The sequence below is a fragment of the Zhengella sedimenti genome (assembly GCF_046506625.1).
GTDB lineage: Bacteria > Pseudomonadota > Alphaproteobacteria > Rhizobiales > Rhizobiaceae > Zhengella > Zhengella sedimenti.
Window position 1 is genome coordinate 238347 of sequence record NZ_JBKFFP010000006.1, and the last position, 19380, is coordinate 257726.

The window sequence follows — 19380 nt, forward strand, 5'->3', positions numbered from 1 at the left end:
AGTCCCCTGCCGCATTGGCAGCCGGGCTGAGATGAACCGGTACAGCATGAGCAACACGTTGCCTGCGGAGCAACCGCCCCACGATCCGCCACGCCGGCTGTCGACCGTATTGCGCGAACTCGCGGCTTCGACCGAAGGCCCCGTTTCGGTCGGGGCGATCCGCGATGCACTCGGCGACCGGTCCTTCGCGGCTATGCTGATTGTCTTCGGCGCCGTCAACCTCCTGCCCCTGCCACCGGGCACCTCGGTCATCCTCGGCATTCCGCTGGCCATCGTTTCCGCCCAGATGATCCTTGCCCGCCAGACGGTCTGGTTGCCCCGTTTCGTCCTGTCAAAGAGCCTGAAGCGCGACCGGATCGACTATGCCATCAACAAGCTGATTCCCGGACTGGAACGCCTGGAGCGCTTCATCAAGCCGCGATACTGGCCGCTTTCGCGCGGCCAGGCCGACAGGACGCTGGGTCTTGCGATTTTTGTCTTGGCCGTGGCCGTCATCATACCCATCCCGTTTGGCAACTGGCTGCCCGCATTTGCCGCCACGTTGCTTTCGCTGGCGCTTTCGGAGCGCGACGGCATCCTGCTCGGCGTCGGCGCTGCGATCGGCATGGTGTCGCTCGCCGTCATCGTGGCGGTGATCGGGGCGGCCGGCGCCGCTGCCGGATTCGTTGCCGGCATGATGGGCTGACGGCCTTAATTCGCACCTGTCGCTTTTGAAATTTCCGGCGTCGCGCGGCAACCAGCGGCCAGGCGCCGGCTCCGCAATTCTCGACCCCGAACGAAAGGTAACCGGAACATGGCCGATCTCGTCATCGTCTACTGGCGCGACATCCCCGCCCAGGTGATCGTGAAGCAGGGGCGCAAGAGCGCCAAGCGCGAGCTGTCGCAGCGCTTCGCCGAGGCCATAGACATGGCCGCGATGCGCTCCGGCGCGGCCGATACCGATGCCTATCTGGAAGAGTGGCGGCGGGCAGCACCCGTCGCCGTGGGAGACGACCTCGAGGCCGAAGCCGACAAGGCGGCCGCCGAACTGGAATCGGCATGGCCGAGGGAACGTCTCGTCGCCCTTGTCCAAACGGGAGGACGCGATGGCGCCTGAAACTGCGGCGAAAGCCGCCACTGGAAGCAAGAAGGCCGCAAAGGGAGCGGCCTCGGCCTATGTGCCGTCCGGCGTGTCGCCGGTTTCACGGGCGCGCAAGGCCTATACGATCCGCCTTTGGTCGGTGCGCCATGCCCGCTTCCTGGAATGGGTCTACGCACGTTTCTCGGGCCTGTTCCTGGCGCTCCACCCGCTCTGGAAGGCTGTCGGCTACCGGCGCGCCGAACCGCCGGTGAAATTCGTCGAGAAGCGCGTCAAGGGTCTTCTCTTCGATTGCCGCATGTGCGGCCAGTGCATCCTGTCCTCCACCGGCATGTCCTGCCCGATGAACTGCCCGAAGCAACTGCGCAACGGACCCTGCGGCGGTGTGCGGGCGAATGGCAATTGCGAAGTCGAACCCGACATGCCCTGCGTCTGGGTGCAGGCATGGAAGGGAACCGGGAGCATGCGTGAAGGCCGCGCCAACATCATGAACGTGCAGAAGCCGGTCGACCAGAGCCTGCGCGAGACCTCCGCATGGCTCCGCGTCACCGCCAACGCAGCAGCCGGACGCGAAGCCGCCAGGGAGCGCGCGCAATGACGGGTTCTCCCGACTCCAATCCGCTGGATCCGTCCGCCCCGCTCGATCCCCTGCCCGGACACGTTTCGCGCGGCCGTCTCGAACGTGTTCTGCGCCGCGGCGAATTCGCCGTGACCGCCGAACTCAACCCGCCCGACAGCGCCGATCCGCAGGAAGTCTACGAACGCGCGGCCATCTTCGATGGCTGGGTGGACGGCATCAACGCCGTGGATGCCTCGGGCGCCAACTGTCACATGTCCTCGGTCGGCATCTGCGCGCTGCTCACCCGCATGGGTTATGCCCCGATCATGCAGATCGCCTGCCGCGACAAGAACCGCATCGCCATCCAGGGCGACGTGCTGGGTGCCGCCGCCATGGGCGTGGCCAACATGCTCTGCCTGACCGGCGATGGCGTACAGGCCGGCGACCAGCCCGGCGCCAAGCCTGTCTTCGACCTCGACTGCATGTCGCTCCTGGAAACGGTGCGCACCATGCGCGACGAGCAGCGCTTCCTGTCCGGCCGGCCCATCACCTCGCCACCCCATGTCTTTCTCGGCGCCGCGATCAACCCGTTTGCCCCGCCCTACGATTTCCGCCCGCACCGTCTCGCCAAGAAGATCGCCGCCGGCGCCCAGTTCGTCCAGAGCCAGTATTGCTATGACGTGCCGATGCTGCGCGAATACATGAAGCGCGTTGTCGACATGGGCCTCCACGAGAAGTGCTTCATCCTCGTTGGCGTCGGTCCGCTGGCCTCGGCGAAGACCGCCAAGTGGATGCGCTCCAACGTGCCCGGCGTCCATATCCCCGATGCCGTCATCAAGCGGCTGGAAGGCGCCGAGAAGCAGAAGCGCGAGGGCAAGCGCCTGTGCATCGACATCATGAACGAGGTCAAGGAAATCGAGGGTGTGTCCGGGGTCCATGTCATGGCCTACCGGCAGGAGGAGTTCGTCGCCGAGATCGTGCATGAATCCGGCGTCCTGAAAGGCCGCAAGCCCTGGCAGCGCGAGAGCCGTCCTGACGATGCCGTCATCGCCGAACGTCTCGAGGAAATCATGGCGCAGGAAGCGGAACGGCCCGCAGCCATCGTCGCCGACGTGGTGGACAACAACTGAGAACGGCTCCGCCCAGGGGCTTGATGCAAATGAGATAACGATATAAAGAAGTCTTTATATCAAAGGAGACAGGCATGACCCGTACCATCGTGGCTTCCGCGACCCGAGAGGTCGTCATCGGCTTCGACCAGCCGTTCTGCGTCATCGGCGAGCGCATCAATCCGACCGGCCGCAAGAAGCTGGCTGCCGAAATGGTGGAGGGCAATTTCGAGACGGTGAAGAAGGACGCGCTCGAACAGGTCGCGGCCGGCGCAACGATGCTTGACGTCAATGCAGGCGTCACGGCGGTCGATCCCAATGCGACAGAACCGGCCCTTCTCGTGCAGACGCTTGAAATCGTGCAAAGCCTCGTCGATGTGCCCCTGTCGATCGATTCGTCGGTCTCCGCGGCCATCGAGGCAGCCTTGAAAGTGGCCAGGGGCCGACCGCTCGTCAACTCGGTGACTGGCGAGGAGGAGAAGCTGGAAGCCATCCTGCCCCTCTGCAAGAAATACGATGTTCCGGTGGTCGCCATCTCCAACGACGAGACCGGTATCTCGCAGGACCCGGATGTCCGTTTCGCCGTGGCAAAGAAGATCGTCGAACGCGCCGCCGATTACGGCATTCCGGCCCACGATATTGTCGTCGATCCCCTCGTCATGCCGATCGGCGCCATGGGCACCGCAGGCAAGCAGGTCTTCGCCCTGCTGCGCCGCCTGCGTGACGAACTGAAGGTCAACACCACCTGCGGCCTGTCGAACATCTCCTTCGGCCTGCCGCACCGCCACGGCATCAATGCCGGCTTCATTCCCATGGTCATCGGCGCCGGCATGACGTCGGCCATCATGAATCCCTGCCGCCCGCAGGAAATGGAAATGGTCCGCGCGGCCAACGTGCTCAATGGCACCGATCCTGACTGCATGACATGGATCCGCACCTACAAGGACTACAAGCCCCATGTCGGCGGTGCGCCTTCGCCGGCGCCTGCCGCCCCTGCAGCAACCGCCGGCGGCCGCCGTGGCGGTCGGGCGGCACGTCGCGCCCAGGCCTGAGCGCAAGCGTGAGCGAGCACCTCGTCCTCTTCATGCCCTCGGGCAAGCGCGGGCGCTTTGCCAAGGGCACGCCGGTGCTCGACGCCGCGCGCGAGCTTGGCGTCTACGTGGAAAGCGTTTGCGGCGGCCGTGGCATCTGCGGCCGTTGCCAGGTGGAGGTACAGACCGGGCGCTTCGCCAAGCACGGCATCACGTCCGAAGCCGCCAACATTTCCGGCTGGTCTGCAAAGGAACAGCGCTACGTGGAAAAGCGCGGCGCGCTGGCCGAAGGCCGCCGCCTTTCGTGTTCCGCCCTGATCGAGGGCGACCTCGTCATCGATGTCCCGCAGGATTCGGTCGTCAACGCGCAGGTCGTGCGCAAGAAGGCCACCGACAAGATCATCGAACGCAACCCGGCGATCGGCCTGTGCTATGTCGAGGTTGAAGAGCCGGACATGCACAAGCCGCTCGGCGACCTCGACCGGTTGAAGGCCGCGCTGGCCCGTGACTGGGGCTACGAGAACCTGGCCGTGGACTTCCGCCTCGTGCCCCAGGTCCAGTCGATCCTCCGGCAAGGGAAATGGAGCGTCACGGCCGCGATCCATCGCGATGGCGAGACCGACCGGCCCACCATCATCGCGCTGTGGCCGGGCCTTAAGAACGAGGCCTGGGGCATCGCCTGCGACATCGGCTCCACCACGATCGCGATGCACCTGGTCTCGCTCCTCTCGGGACGCATCGCGGCCTCCTCCGGGACGTCCAATCCGCAGATCCGCTTCGGCGAGGACCTGATGAGCCGCGTCTCCTACGTCATGATGAATCCGGAAGGCCGGAAAGCCATGACGCTGGCTGTCCGCGAGGCCATCAACGGGCTTGTCGGCAAGGTGTGCGAGGAAGCCGGCGCCGACCGCACCGACATCCTCGATACCGTTTTCGTCGGCAATCCGGTGATGCACCACCTGTTCCTGGGCATCGACCCGACCGAGCTTGGCGGCGCGCCCTTCGCACTTGCAGCCTCCGGCGCCCTGTCGCTGTCAGCTGCCGAGATCGGTATTGCGGTCAATCCGGGCGCGCGCACCTATGTCCTGCCTTGTATCGCCGGTCATGTCGGCGCCGATGCCGCCGCCGCGACCCTGTCGGAAGGCCCTCACCGTCAGGAACGGGAGATGCTTCTGGTCGATGTCGGCACCAATGCCGAGATCGTGCTCGGCAATGCCCGTCACACCGTCGCCTGTTCCTCGCCGACAGGCCCCGCCTTCGAGGGTGCGGAAATCTCCGGCGGCCAGCGCGCCGCGCCCGGAGCGATCGAACGTGTGCGCATCGACGCGCAGACGCTGGAGCCGCGCTACCGGGTGATCGGTTCCGAGCTGTGGTCCGACGAGGACGGTTTTGCAGCCTCCCTGAACGGGACGGGTGTCACCGGCATTTGCGGCTCCGGCATCATCGAGGTCATCGCCGAAATGTTCCTGGCAGGAGTCATTTCCGAAGATGGCGTCGTCGACGGCGCCCTGGCGGCCCGTTCGCCACGCATCGTCGAACAGGGCCGCACCTTCGCCTACGTCCTGCAGGAAGCCAATCCGCGCATCGTCGTCACCCAGAACGATGTGCGCGCCATCCAGCTTGCCAAGGCCGCGCTTTATGCGGGCATTCGCCTGCTGATGCAAAAAAAGGGCATCAGCAAGGTCGATGCCATCCGCTTTGCCGGCGCCTTCGGCTCCTATATCGATCCGAAATACGCCATGGTGCTGGGCCTCATTCCCGATTGCGACCTCGACGATGTCAAGGCCGTGGGCAACGCGGCCGGGGACGGCGCATTGATGGCGCTTCTCAACCGGGACCATCGCCGCGAGATCGAGAGTGCCGTCGCGCGCATCGAGAAGATCGAGACGGCACTGGAGCCCGATTTCCAGCAGCTCTTCGTCGATGCCATGGCCCTTCCCAACAAGGTCGACCCTTTCCCCTGCCTCGCGCAGGTGGTTCAGCTTCCGGAGCGCAAGACCCTGGCAGAGGCGGGCGAGGCTGGTGGCGGACGCCGGCGCGGTGGACGGCGCCCGCGTTGAACGCGCCCGATCCTTCCTGGATCAGGCAGCTGCCTTCAGCGCGAAGCAGGCGCGCAGGTGGTCGGCCGCCGCGGCCACGGCCGGGTTCGGATTGTCGCGCACGATGAGTCCGAGCTGATAGGTGCCCAGCGGCGGCAGCCTGTCACCAGCGCGGGCCGGAACGATCGGGTCCGCGATCGAGGATGCGGGCATCGGAGCGACCACGAGATCGGCGAGAATCGCAGCGCGTTGACCCGAGATATAGGCTGTCTGGAACGCGATCCTGTAATCCCGTCCCGCCTTTTCGAGACCGCCCAGCGCAGCACCCCGCCACGAACAGCCGTCTTCCCAGACCGACACCGGCAAGGGATCGCGCGTCGCCGCGCACCCGCCCTTCAGGCAGGCCCACACCAGCGGCTCCTCCATGAGCACCTCCACATGCCTGTCGGCCGTATGGACACCGCAGGTCACCATGGCGAGATCGAGACCACCCTTGCCAAGCCGCTCGATCAAATGGTTCGTGTTCTCGACGACCACGTTGACCGTCACCCCCGGATGGCTTTGCGAGAAGCGGCGCAGCATGTCCGGCAGATAGCGTTCCGACACGTCGTCAGGCGCGCCGAGACGCACTTCCCCTGCGACATCCGGTGAGATGAACTTCGACACGGCCTCGGAATTGAGCGCAAGGATACGGCGCGCATAGGCCAGCAGCATTTCGCCGTCCGCAGTCACATGCACCGACCGGCTGTCGCGCACGAAGAGCGGCTTGCCGAGCAGATCCTCCAGCTTGCGGATCTGCATGGAAACCGCCGACGGTGTGCGCAGCACCTGTTCTGCCGCCTGCGTGAAGCTCCCGGTCTCCGAAATCGCAACGAAGGTGCGCAGCAAATCCGTGTCGATGAGAGGTGCATGAGCCATGGTTACACCATTCATTTTTTCTGAAAGAAGAGTTCATATCTTTTCGTTTGATTGAATCGATGTCAATCCCCATTCTTTCCCTGTCAGCACGGGAAAAGGAGACATCCGATGACGATCCGCAACGCTTTCGCCAGGACGGTATCGAATATCGCAAGGCAATACCGCCGCCACCGCACGCACCGCATCCTGGAATCTCTGCCTGCCGAAATCCGCAAGGATATCGGCTACCTGGGTGGATCACGGGATCACTGAGCCGGCACCCGGCCAGAGAGACGTTTCGGCCCGCGTCGCATCGCGGCTACCGCGCGTCGCGGTCCAGCCATCGCAACGGTTGGTCCAGGCGTATCAGCCCGCAGAACAAGCGGCGATGCAGCCGGACCGCACGCCCCCTGATGAGCGCCTCGCGTCACAGGCCCGGACATTGGAGACATGAGATGATCAGCTTTCGCGCCTACATGCAGCGGATTGAAGCCCATCGCGCCCGCCAGCGCACCCGGCAGTTGATTGAACGGCTGCCCGAGCATCTGCGCAACGATATCGGCAACCCGCATCTGGACCATGGTTGCAGCCGATGACGGCTGGCCGGTTCACATCCTGAAACGCCGCTCCATCCGGGGCGGCGTCTTCGCTTGCACCCGGCCTGCCCTCACAGACCCTGGCCGAACTCGTCGGCCAGCGCGTTGACGACCGCGCACAATGCTTCCTGGCGGTCTGCCCCCGCTTCCAGGGCAGCGTTGAAAACGCCGCGCTGACGCTCCGCAGACGTCCCGCTTTCCAGCATGGTACGCAGATGGGCGATTTCTGTCTCGCAACCGAAATGGGCCGCGTCTTCCGCCGTCAGTTCGATCATTTCTTCCAGAAGGTCGGAAAACGGCACCACGGCGCGGCGGCCGAAATCAATGAGGCCCCCCGATGTCCCGTAGCGCTGGCCGCGCCATCGGTTTTCCCCCAGCAGGAACCGGTCATAGATCCGCCAGCGCTGGTTCCGCTTTCTCAGCCGCGTGAGCTTGGAGAGCAGGCAGCGCGTCATGGCGGCGATGGCAATGGCGTCGTCGAGGCGCGGACTGACATCGCATATCCGCGTTTCCAGCGTCGGAAACCGCGACGACGGCCTGACATCCCACCAGATCTTTGTTGCATCCTCGATCAGCCCGCACCCGATCAGGATACCGACCGACCGCTGGTATTCCGGGTAGGAGGCGAAATCGGGCGGCAGGCCGGTTCGCGGCAGGTTGTCGAACACCGTCAGCCGGTAGGATGACAGACCCGTGTCATCGCCCTTCCAGAATGGCGAGGAGCACGACAGCGCCAGAAGATGCGGCAGGAAATAGCTGAACTGCCCCATCAGGTCGATGCGGGCCTCGTCATCGGGAATGCCGACATGCACGTGCATCCCGCAAATGAGCATCCGCCGCACGACGCCGGCCAGGTCGCGTTCAAGTCCGCGGTAACGCTCCTTGTCGGTGAAATGCTGCTTGTGCCAGTCGGCGAACGGATGGCACGAAACGGCCAGCGGCCTGAGACCATAGCGGCCGGCCACCTCCATGATCGTTCGCCGCAGATGCGCCAGATCGGCGCGCGCCTCGGCGGTGCTGCGGCAAACCCGCGTGCCGACCTCGATCTGGCACTGTAGGAACTCCGGCGAAACCTGGCTTTCCAGTTCCTTCATGCAATCGTTCATGAGTGCGTCTGGCGCCGCCGCCAGGTCCAGTGTCGCTGCATCGACGAGCAGATATTCCTCCTCGATGCCGATCGTGAATTCTTCGCTTGTCACGCCCTTTCCCCTCCGCCAATGCCTCGGCCGCCACGGCCATCTTCACAGTTTGCCAGAATGGCTGGATTGCCTGCTTGACACAGGACAACAAGCCCTTCAAAGCGCCCCTTGACCCGGGTGCCGGGATCGGTTGGACTCGTCCATTGTGCCTGGATCGCCAGGTTCCGAAAGAAGAACAAGACCGAAAAATGCGGGAGTGGGGCCGGATGGGCATGAAGTCAGGACGGACGATCGTTTTCTTTCTCGTTCCGGAATTCTCGATGATCGCCTTCACGACCGCGGTCGAACCCTTGCGGCTGGCCAACAGGATCCTGGGCGAGCAGGTCTATTCCTGGCGCCTGGCCTCCCTCGACGGCAACCCGGTCACCGCTTCCAATGGCGTGGAATGCGCTGTTGCGACGAGCCTTGAGCAGGAGCGCCGCCTGATGACGGGGGAAGGACGCCCGTCCATGATCTTCGTGTGCTCCGGGATCAATGTCGAAAGCCATGTTTCGAAGGCCGCGAATGCATGGCTGCGCGAGGAATTCAACCGCGGTGTCATGGTGGGCGGCCTTTGCACGGGTGCCCACATTCTTGCCTCCGCCGGCCTTCTGTCCGGCAAGCGGGCCGCGATCCACTGGGAAAACCTGCCGGGCTTCGCCGAGGCCTTTCCCAAGGTTGACGTGCACGCCGACCTCTTCGAGATCGACGGTAACATCTGCACCTGTGCCGGGGGAACCGCCGCGCTGGACATGATGCTGGAGCGCATCCGCGAGGATTTCTCGGAAGGGCTGGTCAATGCCGTATGCGAACAGTTGCTGACCGACCGCGTTCGCTCGTCGACCGACCGCCAGCGCCTGCCGCTGCGCGCCCGCCTCGGCGTGCAGAACGCCAAGGTCCTGTCGATCATCGAACTGATGGAAGCCAACCTCTCCGAGCCGCTGTCGCTCATCGAGATCGCGGAACATGCCGACCTGTCCCGCCGCCAGATCGAGCGCCTGTTCCGGCTGGAGATGGGCCGTTCGCCGGCCCGCTACTACCTGGAAATCCGTCTCGACAGGGCCCGGCATCTGCTTCTGCAGTCGAACATGCCCGTGGTGGAGGTCGCCGTGGCCTGCGGCTTCGTGTCGGCCTCCCACTTCTCCAAGTGCTACCGTGAGGTTCATGGCCGGTCTCCCCAGCAGGAACGCGCCGAAAGGAAACACCGCCAGACCGCCGGCGCCTGACCCGGCGCTTCAACTAGCTCGCCTTGCAGAGGATGCCCGCGCCGCCCATCGCTGCCTGCATCTGCGCGGCCGGCTTCGGACGTCCGATGAAATAGCCCTGGAACTCGTCGATGCCTTCGAGGCGCAGGAACCTCGCCTGCTCCAGCGTCTCTACGCCTTCCGCCGTCGTCCGGACCTTCATCGAACGCGCAAGCGACACGATGGCGCGAACAATGGCAAGGTTCTGTTCCGAATACATGGCGTCCTGGACGAAGCTCTTGTCGATCTTCAGCTTGTCGATGGGAAAGCGCACCAGATAGGACAGTGACGAGTAGCCGGTTCCGAAATCATCCAGCGAAATCCGCGCACCCACCGTGCGCAGGCGATGCAGGAGACCCGCGGCGTGTTCCGGCTCCGCCTCCAGCGCCGACTCGGTCACTTCCAGTTCCAGGCGCGAAGCCGCCAGTCCGCTTTCCGCCAGCGCGGCCTTGACGATATCGAGCAGACGGAACCCTTCCAGTTGCCGGGGCGAAAGGTTGATCGCCACGGATGCCTGCACCGGCCAGCGGGCGGCTTCCAGGCAGGCGCGCCGGATGACCCATTCCCCGATCTCGTGGATCAGACCGGATTTCTCCGCGATCCGTATGAAGTCACACGGCGGGACGCGGCCGAACTTGGCCGAGTTCCAGCGCAGCAGGGTTTCGTAGCAGCTGACCTGCCCCGTGCCGGAATTGACGAGCGGCTGGAAATAGAGCTCGAATTCCTTGCGCTTGATGGCCGTGCGCAGTTCGTACTCCAGGTCCTGCTGCTTGCGCGCGCTCGCATCCATCGCCGGCTCGAAAACGCACCACGCGGCGTTCGGGTCTCCCTTGGCCCGGTAGAGCGCCAGATCGGCATTGCGATGCAGGGTCTCGGCCGACAGCCCGTCGCGCGGACCGACCGCCACGCCGATCGAGCAGCCGATCTCGGCCAGGCCGCTCGACAGTTCGACCGGTTCGCGCAAGGCACTTGTGATCGCCTGTGCAAGCGCTTCGGCGCGACGGCCGGCGCCCGCGCCGGAAACAAAGGCACAGAATTCGTCTCCGCCGAACCGGGCAAACATGACATCGCGACCGACGAATGCCGTCAGCCGGCCAGCCACCGCACGCAGCACCTCGTCCCCGGCCTGGTGACCGAGCGTGTCGTTGACCATCTTGAACTTGTCGAGATCGATGGCCAGCAGTGCAAGCTGCCCTCCGTCAGAGTGCATCTTCGCGAGCGCGGCACCGAAGGCGCGGTTGAAATTCTCTCGGTTCGGCAGGCCTGTCATGGCATCGTGCATGGCCAGGAACTGCAGGCGGTTCTCTGCCTCGAAGGAATCCGTGATGTCCGAACACGCCCCGCGCATGCCCAGGAAGGACCCGTCGGGACCCAGCACCGGCCGGCCGGCAAGCCGCCAGTAGCGCCATGTGTCAAGTATGCAAACCGCAACGACGACATCCTTGAACGGCGCCTTTCTGAGGAAGGCGTTCAGCAACTGGCGCTGCAGCCTCGGCACCCTGTCGCCGCGAACGACGCTGGCCGGATCGCGGAAGAGACGTTCAAGCGGCTTCCCGTCGAACGAGTATCCCTTGAAGCGCTCGTCCTGGAAGAACTGCGGCGAAACGTGGCTGAGGCGTCCGTCGCGGTCGACCTCCCACATCCAGTCCGAGGTACTGTCCTCGAAATCACGAAACAGGACTGAAAAAAGCTCCTTTGACTTCTCCTGTTCGTATTGCCGGACCAGGTTCTGGACAAAGACCCGGCCGGCCTCGTTGACCGCATGCATGATCGCGGTGAAGAGAAAGGCCACCAGCAGGATGAGCGGGAAGGCATACCCGCCCCCGTCAACCGAAATGGCCGTGACAAGCCCCACGGCAGTGACCGAAGCGAAAACACCGGAGATGGACGGAATTGCGTGAAAGGCCATCGCGCCGGTCGCCATGGCGCCCGTCGTGGCGACTGCAACGAGGATCTTCGCCTCGGTGGCAGCGTTCGGATAAAGCATGATCGCGCCAACAGCCCAGAGAAGACAGGCGACATGCATCTGCAAACGCATGAAAGCCATGTCCCGAAGCGAGACCCCTTCGGCAACGGATCGAAACAGGCCGCGCCTTGCCCATTTGCGGACCGGAATGGAAAACAGCAAGAGGAAGAACCCCGCCCACCACACCGACAGGAACGCGATGTTGGACGGCTCCAGGACCGCCGTTCCGAGGAAAACGGCGCCAACCACGTGCGCCAGGATCATGGAACCGCCCTGCCTGTCGACGCTATCCAGTTGCGCAAGGCGCAAGCGGGCGACGAACTCGGCATTGTCGGTGGCGGCGCCGGCATGATCCGGGGCGACGAATTGAAGAAAGCTTCTGATTGACCGATCTACCATGTCCCTGCCGACACCGGTTGCAAACAGTTCGACAGAAACAGATAGGGCTATACTTATAACACCCGCTTAACGTGGTTGTATTTAAGTAGTAATTACATCTTCTAATATATATGACGCCAGGCGCGCTCAGTTGTCCTCGAACATCTGGAACCGCCTTTGCCAGATGCGTTCCCCGATCAGGCAGTCATATCCGGCGTCTTTCCCGGCATCGCCTGCGGCTGCGAGGATGACCGGCGCACCGGCCCCGTATCCGGCCAGTTCAAGAACCAGCTTGCGCCGGATGGCGGCGGGAAACTGGTCCCATTCATCGACGGGAACCATGAAGGCACCCGGACCTCCGATCACGCAATTGGCGTAGTAGCGGTCGAGATCAGGGATGTCGAAGGAGCCATAGGGCGACGAATCGAGTGTCATCAGCGGCAGACCGTTGATGACAATGCCTTTTGCCACTGCCTCGTCGCGGGCCTCGGTGACCGGCCTGCCCTGGTTGTTCGGTCCGTCTCCGGAAATGTCGATCACGCGTTTCAGGCCGCGGATACCGTTGTCCTCGAACAATCCTGACGCCCGCTCGATCGCACCCGAGATCGACGTCCGGCGCATGCCCCGTCCCGCATTGGCGGTCAGCAGGTCGGCGAAGGCCTGTGCATCGGCCGCCGTTTCGATGATCGTCCAGGGAACGACCTGCCGGTGGCTGAAATCACCGGCCCATTCCAGGTAGGTCACCGCGATCCGGCCATGAATGCCCTGCTGGATGGCCTTGATCACGCTGGGATCGACGATGGCCGCGGCATATCCCTTTCGCTGGATTTCGAGTTCGAAGGGCATCATTGACAGCGAGACATCGACTGCCAGGACAAGTTCGACGTCGACGACCTGCTCCTGCGCGCGCGCAGGCCCCGTCAGTAGCGCCGCGCCGAGGATCACGGAAAACAGTTTCCACAGCGTTTTCATGTGCACATGATGCCCGGGTTTTCATGGAACCGCCAGCGCCAAACCGGATGCAATGCAACGGCGCTGTTTCCGGCCCGGCTCAGTGCTGGGTCGTGACGATGCCTTTCTGCCGCGAACGCCGGCGCTTCCGGCCGCTGTCCGTGTGGCGCAAGGCATCCTCGGCGGCCGGGATGTAATCCCGCGTCAGCGGAACCGCCGACTTGGTCCGCGCCAGCTGAAGCTGGAACACGCACAGGTCGCCCCACCGGAAAGCGGCTTCCGACGCGGCGAGATAACATTCCCACATCCGGCGGAAGCGTTCGTCATAGATGGCATCCACCTTGTCGCCCGCGGCAAGGAAGTTCGCCCGCCATGCCTTCAGGGTTTCCGCATAGTGAAGGCGCAGCACTTCAAGGTCGGTCAGCACGAGTCCGGTGCGCTCCAGAACCGGCGCCACCTCGGACAAGGCGGGAATATAGCCGCCCGGGAAAATATGCTTGCGGATGAAGCTGTCGGTGACCGTTGGCGGCCCGGACCGGCCGATCGTGTGCACAAGGGCGACTCCGTCGGATTTGAGCAACCGGGCAATCGCGTCGAAATAGGCCGTGTAGTGGTTGACGCCGACGTGTTCGAACATGCCGACCGACACGATGCGGTCGAACCGCCGGCTCACCTCGCGGTAATCCTGCAATTCGAAGCGGACCTGGCCGGAAAGGCCCTCTTCGTCCGCACGCCTGCGCGAGACCTCCAGCTGTTCTTCCGACAGCGTCACTCCCAGGACTTCGGCCTCAAGGTGGCGGGCAAGATAAAGCGCCAGTCCGCCCCATCCGCTGCCGATCTCCAGCACCGTGTGGCCCGGCTCAAGACAGAGCTTCGCCGCCAGGTGGCGTTTCTTGGCGAGTTGCGCCTCCTCAAGGTCCTGGCCGGGAAACTCGAAATAGGCGCAGGAATATTGCAGGTCGGGATCGAGGAAGAGCCGGTAGAGATCGCCCGAAAGGTCGTAGTGATGCCGCACGTTGCGCCGGGACCGTGCTGCGGTGTTGATCTGGAAGAAACGCCGCACAAGGAAATTCAGGCCGGCGCGCAACCGCGATGCCGAGCCGGTCATCCCGGAATAGTCGCCATTGGTGAACGCGATTTGGAAAACGTCGAGGAGATCGCCCTTTTCAATCGTGATGTCGCCATCCATGTAACCCTCGGCAAAACCGAGCGAAGGATCGGCCATCATGTGGCGCAGGACGGATTTCGAGCGGAAGGCGACCGAGAGCGAGGGCGGCGATCCGTCGCCAAGGCGGCGGACATCGCCTGACGGCATGCGGATGGTCAGGTCGCCCTTGCGGACATAGCGCGCCAGCGCATTTTCAAACAGCCTCTCCATGGGCAACTCCGAAACAGGGTCCGGACGTCAAGCCCCCTCATGCCACGCGGCACACCGCCTCTGATCGGCCGGCCGGCATGTCATGCAGTCCGTTTTCGACGGACAATCAAATGCTAACGCAATACGGCAAACCGTCAAGTCGCGACGGTCAGCCGGCGTTTGACCGGCCCACGCCGCTGTGCAGTTCAGCTTTTCGGCCGCTCGTTATCGGGATCGTAAAGCGCATTGTATCCGACCGCGGCGATGGTGACCGGGTAGGTTTCCCCGAAATACTCGATGCTCAGCCGTCGCCCTTCCTCCGCATGGGAATGCGGGATGTAACCGAGCGCGATGTTCTTGCCGATGGTCGGGCCGAAGGCGATCGAAGTGGTGTAGGAGCGCCGCCCCTTTGCGTCGACCAGCACCTCGCCCGTATCCGGATCGAGGATCGGGCAGGTGCCGACGGGATAACGCGCCACGCCATGGCTGTCGACATTGTCTTCCATCACCAGCGTGCACAGCATGGCCGGCTGGTGTTCCCGCGCGCGGAATTTCAGATGCGCTTCCTTGCCCACGAAATCGGCCGCCTTGACCTTTGGCCGCGCAAGCCCGGCTTCCAGCAAGTTGTAGTCGGTCAGCAGGTCCGCGTTCTGCAGCCGCAGGCTTTTTTCCATGCGGCGCGAATTGGCATAGGTTTCGACACCGAAGGGCATGATGTCGAGTGAACGGAGCGCATCCCAGACCGCCAGCCCGTCTTCGTAGCGGAAGTGCAGTTCCCATCCCTGTTCGCCGACATAGGAGATGCGGAAAGCCGTGACAGGCACCCCGGCGATGCGGATGTCCTTCGTCGTGGCGAACTTGAAGTTGGCCGGGTCGAGTTCCGCCGGATCATCCACCAGCTTCTGCAGGCTTGCCCGCGCGTTCGGACCCCATACGCCGATGCAGCCGAAATCATCCGTGCGGTCCTCGACCGTCACGTCAAATCCCTTGTCCTGAGCGACACGCTTCATGTAGGTGAAGTCGCGCGGCCCGGCATCGGCCCCGTCCACCACCCGGTAGCGGTCTTCCATGCGAATGACGGTGAGGTCGGCCCGCACGCCGCCGTGCTCATCGAGAAAATGGGTGTAGATGCCACGTCCGACAGGCGTGTCGCCCCCCACCTTGGCCGCGCACAGATATTCCATCAGCGCCTCGTGATCGGGTCCCGACACGTCATAGATGGCGAAGTGCGACAGGTTGACCATGCCCACATCCTCGCTCATGGCGAGGTGCTCGGCGTTGGACACGCGCCAGAAATGGCGGTTGTCCCATTCGTTTGCGCGCACCGGCACGCGGTCGCCATACTTTTCGAGCAGATGCTCGTTGCAGGCATAGCCGTGCGCGCGTTCCCAGCCGCCCAGTTCCATGAAATGGGCACCCAGCTCCTTCTCCCGCTCCCAGAACGGCGAGCGGCGGATGTTGCGGCCCTTCGAGAAGGGTTCGCGCGGGTGCACCGCCGGATTGTAGACCTTCATCGCGGTTTCCGAGCAGCGGTCGTGTATGAACTGCTCTTCCGTCTGGTGCGGATAGAAGCGCGCCACGTCTGCGGCATGGATGTCGACGGGCGTGACGCCGTCGGTCATCCAGTCGGCGATCAGCTTGCCGACGCCGGGCCCGTCCTTCACCCACACCGCGACCGCATACCACAGCCCCCTCACCTTCGGGCTTTCGCCCAGCGAGGCGCCGCCGTCGGTCGTCACCTGCAAAAGTCCATTGAAGGAATGGCTCTCGTTGTAGCCCAGTTCGCCGAGGATCGGTGTCAGTTCGATGGCGCGTTCCAGCGGTTCGATGATCTGCTCCATGTCGAGATCGCGTTGCGACGGCGAAAGACGCGCCTCGTGCTTCTGGAGCAGGTCGCGGGGATGGACAAGGCGCGGCTCCTTCTCCTCGTAGTAGCCCCATTCGATCTGGCCGCCTTCCGGCGTCTTCGGATCGCCCGTATCGCGCATGTAGGCGGAGTTGCCCTGGTCACGCAGCAGCGGATAACCGATGTCCTTGCCCGTGCCGGCAAACTCGTTGTAGGGGCCGAAGAACGTCAGCGGATGGTCGATGGGCATGACCGGCAGGTCCTCGCCCGCCATCGCCGCGATCAGCCGGCCCCAGAGGCCTGCGCAGACGATCACGTGATCCGCCATGATGGTGCCGCGCGCCGTCTCCACGCCCCGGATGCGCCCGTCCTCGATGACAAGGCCCGTGCAGGGCGTGTTGGCGAAGACCTTGAGCTTGCCGGAAGCCTCCGCCTGGTCGACCAGCTTTCCGACCACGGTTTGCGAACGCGGAATCACCAGACCGGCATCGGGATCCCACATGGATCCCTGGACGATGCTTTCCTCGACGAGGGGGAATTTCTCCTTCGTCTCCGCAGCGTCGATCATGGACACGCGCGTACCGAAGGCCTTGCCGGACGCGACCTTGCGCTTGAGTTCCTCCATGCGGGCATCGTCGCCCACACGCGCCACCTCAAGACCGCCGACGCGGGCGTAGTGGCCCATCTTCTCATAGAAGTCGATCGAATAGAGCGTCGTCCATGTCGACAGGAAATCATGCGAGGTCGTGTAACAGAAGTCGGAGGCATGACTTGTCGAACCGATATCGGTCGGCACCGACGACGTATCGATCCCGACGATATCGTCCCAGCCGCGCTCGATCAGGTGGTGCGCGACGCTCGCACCCACGATCCCGCCCAAACCGATGATGACGACCCTTGCCTGTTCGGGAAACTTGGCCATGCCCGCTGCTCCGCCTGTGAAATCTGGTTGGCGGCCAGCATAGCCATGGCCTCACGCAACCCAAATCCTGTTTGCGACACTTGAAAAACCTGTCGCGACCTGTGTCCCATGCTGCCGACATGCCGCGCCACCACGGCAACCATTTCTTCAGCCAGATCGGCTAAACCTTGATCTTGCATATGGGTTTATCAGCGATGGTTGAAACAGGCGGACTGGCGCGCAAGCCGGCGGATTTGAACATCAGGACACTGCCGGTGGAATGGATCGGCGGCCCGGATTATGCACGGCTTTTCGCCCGTTCCGCCGCCACGGCATTCCAGCATCCCCTCTGGCTCGAAACCTTCTACCGCATGCTTGCCCCGGCACGGGACGCCGAACCCGTCCTGGTGGCAGGGCACGCCGGTCCGGACCCGGTCTTTGTCCTGCCCATGATCCGCCGCCGCATGAAGGGCATCACCCTGCTGGAAGCAGCCGACCTCGGCGTCTGCGACTATTGCGCGCCGGTCGTCGATCGGGACTGGGTCGGGCGCCTGGGCGAACTGCCTGGCCTGCGCGCCGGTGTCTCGGATGCCTGCGGGAGCCAAGACGTGCTGCGCATCCGCAACATCCGCCCGGAACACCTTGCCCTCTGGCAATCCGTTTTCGATGCGCCGGCCATGCTGCTGGATTTCTCCGCCCATGAAACCGCCTTGCGGCCCGACCATGCCGAATGGAGCCGGGACGCTTATTCGGCGAGTTTCGCCAAATATCTGAAAAGGCGAAAGAACCGTTTCTTCAAGCTCGACGGGGCCCGGCTGGTCCGGATCGCTGACGCCGACGCAGCCGCCCGGGAAATCGAGGCGCTCGCCGCCCTCCGCGAAGGCCGCTTCGACGGTGACATGATCGCGATGGAGGCCGTTCGACGCTTTTACGCGCTGATCGCCCGCGACGGCACAGAAACCGGCTATGCGGCCGTCTACCGCCTCGAACTGGAAGGCACCGCGATCGGACACGTCTTCGGCGTCGATCATGCGGGCCGTTTCCACTACCTGCTGATCGGCTGTGACTACGAGACCCATGGCCGCCATTCGCCGGGCCTCCTGATGTACGACGCCATCATCGCGGAACGCTGCGCGCAAGGCGGAAAGGTCTTCGATTTCACCATTGGCGACGAGCCGTTCAAGGCGGATTTCGGCACCTGCGCGGTTCCGGTCCACGCCATGGAAAAGGCGCTGACCCTGCGCGGCCGCATGGCGCTTGCTTGGCAGAAACTGCGCCGGGGTAACGGCAAGGGGGAAGCAGGCGCGTCAATGCAGGACAAGGCGGAGGAGAAGTGAACATGCGCCCGGACTTCCTGGAAAATTCCGTCATCATCGGCGCTCATCCCGACGACGAACTGCTCTGGTTCAACTCGATCATGCACCAGGCCGATCAGGTGGTGATCGTTTTCCGCGAGTTCTGGGCCAAGCCGGACCTGTCGGAGCGCAGGAAGGCCGCCATCGCCGAAATCCCGCACCCGCGCGTGACCTGCCTGGAGATCGAGGAACCCGGCAGCTATGGTTGCGCCGACTGGAGCCAGCCGGTGATCGACGAATACGGGATCGCCTTCCGGCAGGCCGCGTCGCTGCGCGATGCCAAGCGCCACGTCAAGCTTGTCGTGAACAAGATGGTTCCCGAGGACATGCCGGTGGCCCCGGCACCCATCAGGCAACTCTACGAAGCCAACTACGCCCGGATCCGCGACGCCTTGCGGCCGATCCTCCGCCCGGACATGAACGTCTTTTCCCATAACCCCTGGGGCGAGTACGGTCACGAGGATCATGTGCAGGTCTTCCGTGTGCTGGATGAACTGCGCTCGGAAATCGGCTTCAGGCTCTGGATGTCGAATTACTGCACTGAACGGGCCCTGCCGCTGGCGACCCGCTATTTCCAGTCTTCACCCGGCCCCTACATCCGGCTGCCGACCGACAAGGACTATGCCCGGCAGGTCGCCGATGTCTACAAGCGGCATGACTGCTGGACCTGGGCCGATGACTGGGCCTGGTTCGACGAGGAATGCTTCATGGAAGCGCCGAACGGCATGGAGAAGGCCGGCCCGCACAGTCACCTCATGCCGCTCAACCTGTTCCGCATCGAGGACGATGATGCGCAAGGCTGGCTGCGGCTGGCGACGACGCTGACGGCGACGACCGGCATCGGCTACCTGATCGCGGAAATGACCTGACGGGAAGTCCGGATTTCCGCCGGCGC

17 protein-coding genes are annotated in these 19380 nt (G+C 63.8%); 11 read left to right on the forward strand and 6 right to left on the reverse strand.

The annotated features are described in order from the left end of the window. The first annotated feature begins 46 nt into the window (after window positions 1–46). From ACLB6G_RS16955 to ACLB6G_RS16980, 6 genes are all read left to right on the forward strand, one after another. The gene (locus ACLB6G_RS16955) at window positions 47–685 is read left to right on the forward strand and encodes an exopolysaccharide biosynthesis protein (RefSeq protein WP_410357392.1); all 639 of its coding nucleotides are present in this window, start codon (window positions 47–49) and stop codon (window positions 683–685) included. A 108-nt stretch (window positions 686–793) separates the two neighbouring features. Continuing rightward, the gene (locus tag ACLB6G_RS16960; RefSeq protein WP_410357393.1) at window positions 794–1096 is read left to right on the forward strand and encodes a virulence factor; all 303 of its coding nucleotides are present in this window, start codon (window positions 794–796) and stop codon (window positions 1094–1096) included. Further along, a complete protein-coding gene (locus ACLB6G_RS16965) occupies window positions 1086–1676 on the forward strand; it encodes a methylenetetrahydrofolate reductase C-terminal domain-containing protein (protein ID WP_410357394.1) in 591 nt (196 codons plus the stop codon). The genes ACLB6G_RS16960 and ACLB6G_RS16965 overlap by 11 nt, the downstream gene beginning before the upstream one ends. Beyond that, window positions 1673–2767: a methylenetetrahydrofolate reductase gene (locus ACLB6G_RS16970; protein WP_410357395.1), complete on the forward strand. Its 1095-nt coding sequence runs from the start codon at window positions 1673–1675 to the stop codon at window positions 2765–2767. Before ACLB6G_RS16965 ends, ACLB6G_RS16970 begins: the two co-directional genes overlap by 4 nt. A gap of 74 nt (window positions 2768–2841) precedes the next feature. After that, entirely contained in the window at window positions 2842–3798 is a 957-nt protein-coding gene (locus tag ACLB6G_RS16975; RefSeq protein ID WP_410357396.1) for a methyltetrahydrofolate cobalamin methyltransferase, read from the forward strand. A 32-nt stretch (window positions 3799–3830) separates the two neighbouring features. Further along, entirely contained in the window at window positions 3831–5837 is a 2007-nt protein-coding gene (locus ACLB6G_RS16980; RefSeq protein WP_410357448.1) for an ASKHA domain-containing protein, read from the forward strand. Between the two features lie 21 nt (window positions 5838–5858). On the opposite strand, the gene ACLB6G_RS16985 is transcribed toward ACLB6G_RS16980, so the two are convergent. Beyond that, window positions 5859–6749 carry a LysR substrate-binding domain-containing protein gene (locus tag ACLB6G_RS16985; RefSeq protein ID WP_410357397.1) on the reverse strand — a complete coding sequence of 297 codons (891 nt, stop codon included), beginning with the start codon at window positions 6747–6749 and terminating at the stop codon, window positions 5859–5861. A 93-nt stretch (window positions 6750–6842) separates the two neighbouring features. On the opposite strand from ACLB6G_RS16985, the gene ACLB6G_RS16990 reads away from it, so the two are divergent. After that, the gene (locus ACLB6G_RS16990; RefSeq protein ID WP_410357398.1) at window positions 6843–6986 is read left to right on the forward strand and encodes a hypothetical protein; all 144 of its coding nucleotides are present in this window, start codon (window positions 6843–6845) and stop codon (window positions 6984–6986) included. Window positions 6987–7168: 182 nt separating this feature from the next. Further along, window positions 7169–7309 (forward strand): hypothetical protein, encoded by a 141-nt coding sequence (locus ACLB6G_RS16995; RefSeq protein WP_410357399.1) that lies wholly within the window; start codon window positions 7169–7171, stop codon window positions 7307–7309. Window positions 7310–7380: 71 nt separating this feature from the next. Here the strand turns inward: ACLB6G_RS16995 and ACLB6G_RS17000 are convergent, their stop codons facing one another. Next, window positions 7381–8508: a carboxylate-amine ligase gene (locus ACLB6G_RS17000; protein ID WP_410357400.1), complete on the reverse strand. Its 1128-nt coding sequence runs from the start codon at window positions 8506–8508 to the stop codon at window positions 7381–7383. A 206-nt stretch (window positions 8509–8714) separates the two neighbouring features. On the opposite strand from ACLB6G_RS17000, the gene ACLB6G_RS17005 reads away from it, so the two are divergent. Beyond that, the gene (locus tag ACLB6G_RS17005) at window positions 8715–9713 is read left to right on the forward strand and encodes a GlxA family transcriptional regulator (protein WP_410357401.1); all 999 of its coding nucleotides are present in this window, start codon (window positions 8715–8717) and stop codon (window positions 9711–9713) included. Between the two features lie 13 nt (window positions 9714–9726). Here ACLB6G_RS17005 and ACLB6G_RS17010 read toward each other — a convergent pair whose 3' ends face one another. The 4 genes from ACLB6G_RS17010 to ACLB6G_RS17025 all read right to left on the reverse strand — a co-directional run bounded on the left by ACLB6G_RS17010 (window position 9727) and on the right by ACLB6G_RS17025 (window position 17151). After that, complete coding sequence (locus ACLB6G_RS17010) at window positions 9727–12096, reverse strand: putative bifunctional diguanylate cyclase/phosphodiesterase (protein ID WP_410357402.1); 2370 nt, start codon at window positions 12094–12096, stop codon at window positions 9727–9729. A 126-nt stretch (window positions 12097–12222) separates the two neighbouring features. Then, window positions 12223–13047: a DUF1194 domain-containing protein gene (locus tag ACLB6G_RS17015; protein WP_410357403.1), complete on the reverse strand. Its 825-nt coding sequence runs from the start codon at window positions 13045–13047 to the stop codon at window positions 12223–12225. 79 nt (window positions 13048–13126) lie between these two features. Then, the gene (locus tag ACLB6G_RS17020; protein ID WP_410357404.1) at window positions 13127–14404 is read right to left on the reverse strand and encodes a class I SAM-dependent methyltransferase; all 1278 of its coding nucleotides are present in this window, start codon (window positions 14402–14404) and stop codon (window positions 13127–13129) included. Between the two features lie 185 nt (window positions 14405–14589). Continuing rightward, window positions 14590–17151: a GcvT family protein gene (locus ACLB6G_RS17025; protein ID WP_410357405.1), complete on the reverse strand. Its 2562-nt coding sequence runs from the start codon at window positions 17149–17151 to the stop codon at window positions 14590–14592. 194 nt (window positions 17152–17345) lie between these two features. On the opposite strand from ACLB6G_RS17025, the gene ACLB6G_RS17030 reads away from it, so the two are divergent. Continuing rightward, the gene (locus ACLB6G_RS17030) at window positions 17346–18467 is read left to right on the forward strand and encodes a GNAT family N-acetyltransferase (RefSeq protein WP_410357406.1); all 1122 of its coding nucleotides are present in this window, start codon (window positions 17346–17348) and stop codon (window positions 18465–18467) included. Between the two features lie 2 nt (window positions 18468–18469). Next, the gene (locus ACLB6G_RS17035; RefSeq protein WP_410357407.1) at window positions 18470–19354 is read left to right on the forward strand and encodes a PIG-L family deacetylase; all 885 of its coding nucleotides are present in this window, start codon (window positions 18470–18472) and stop codon (window positions 19352–19354) included. Window positions 19355–19380 lie beyond the last annotated feature (26 nt).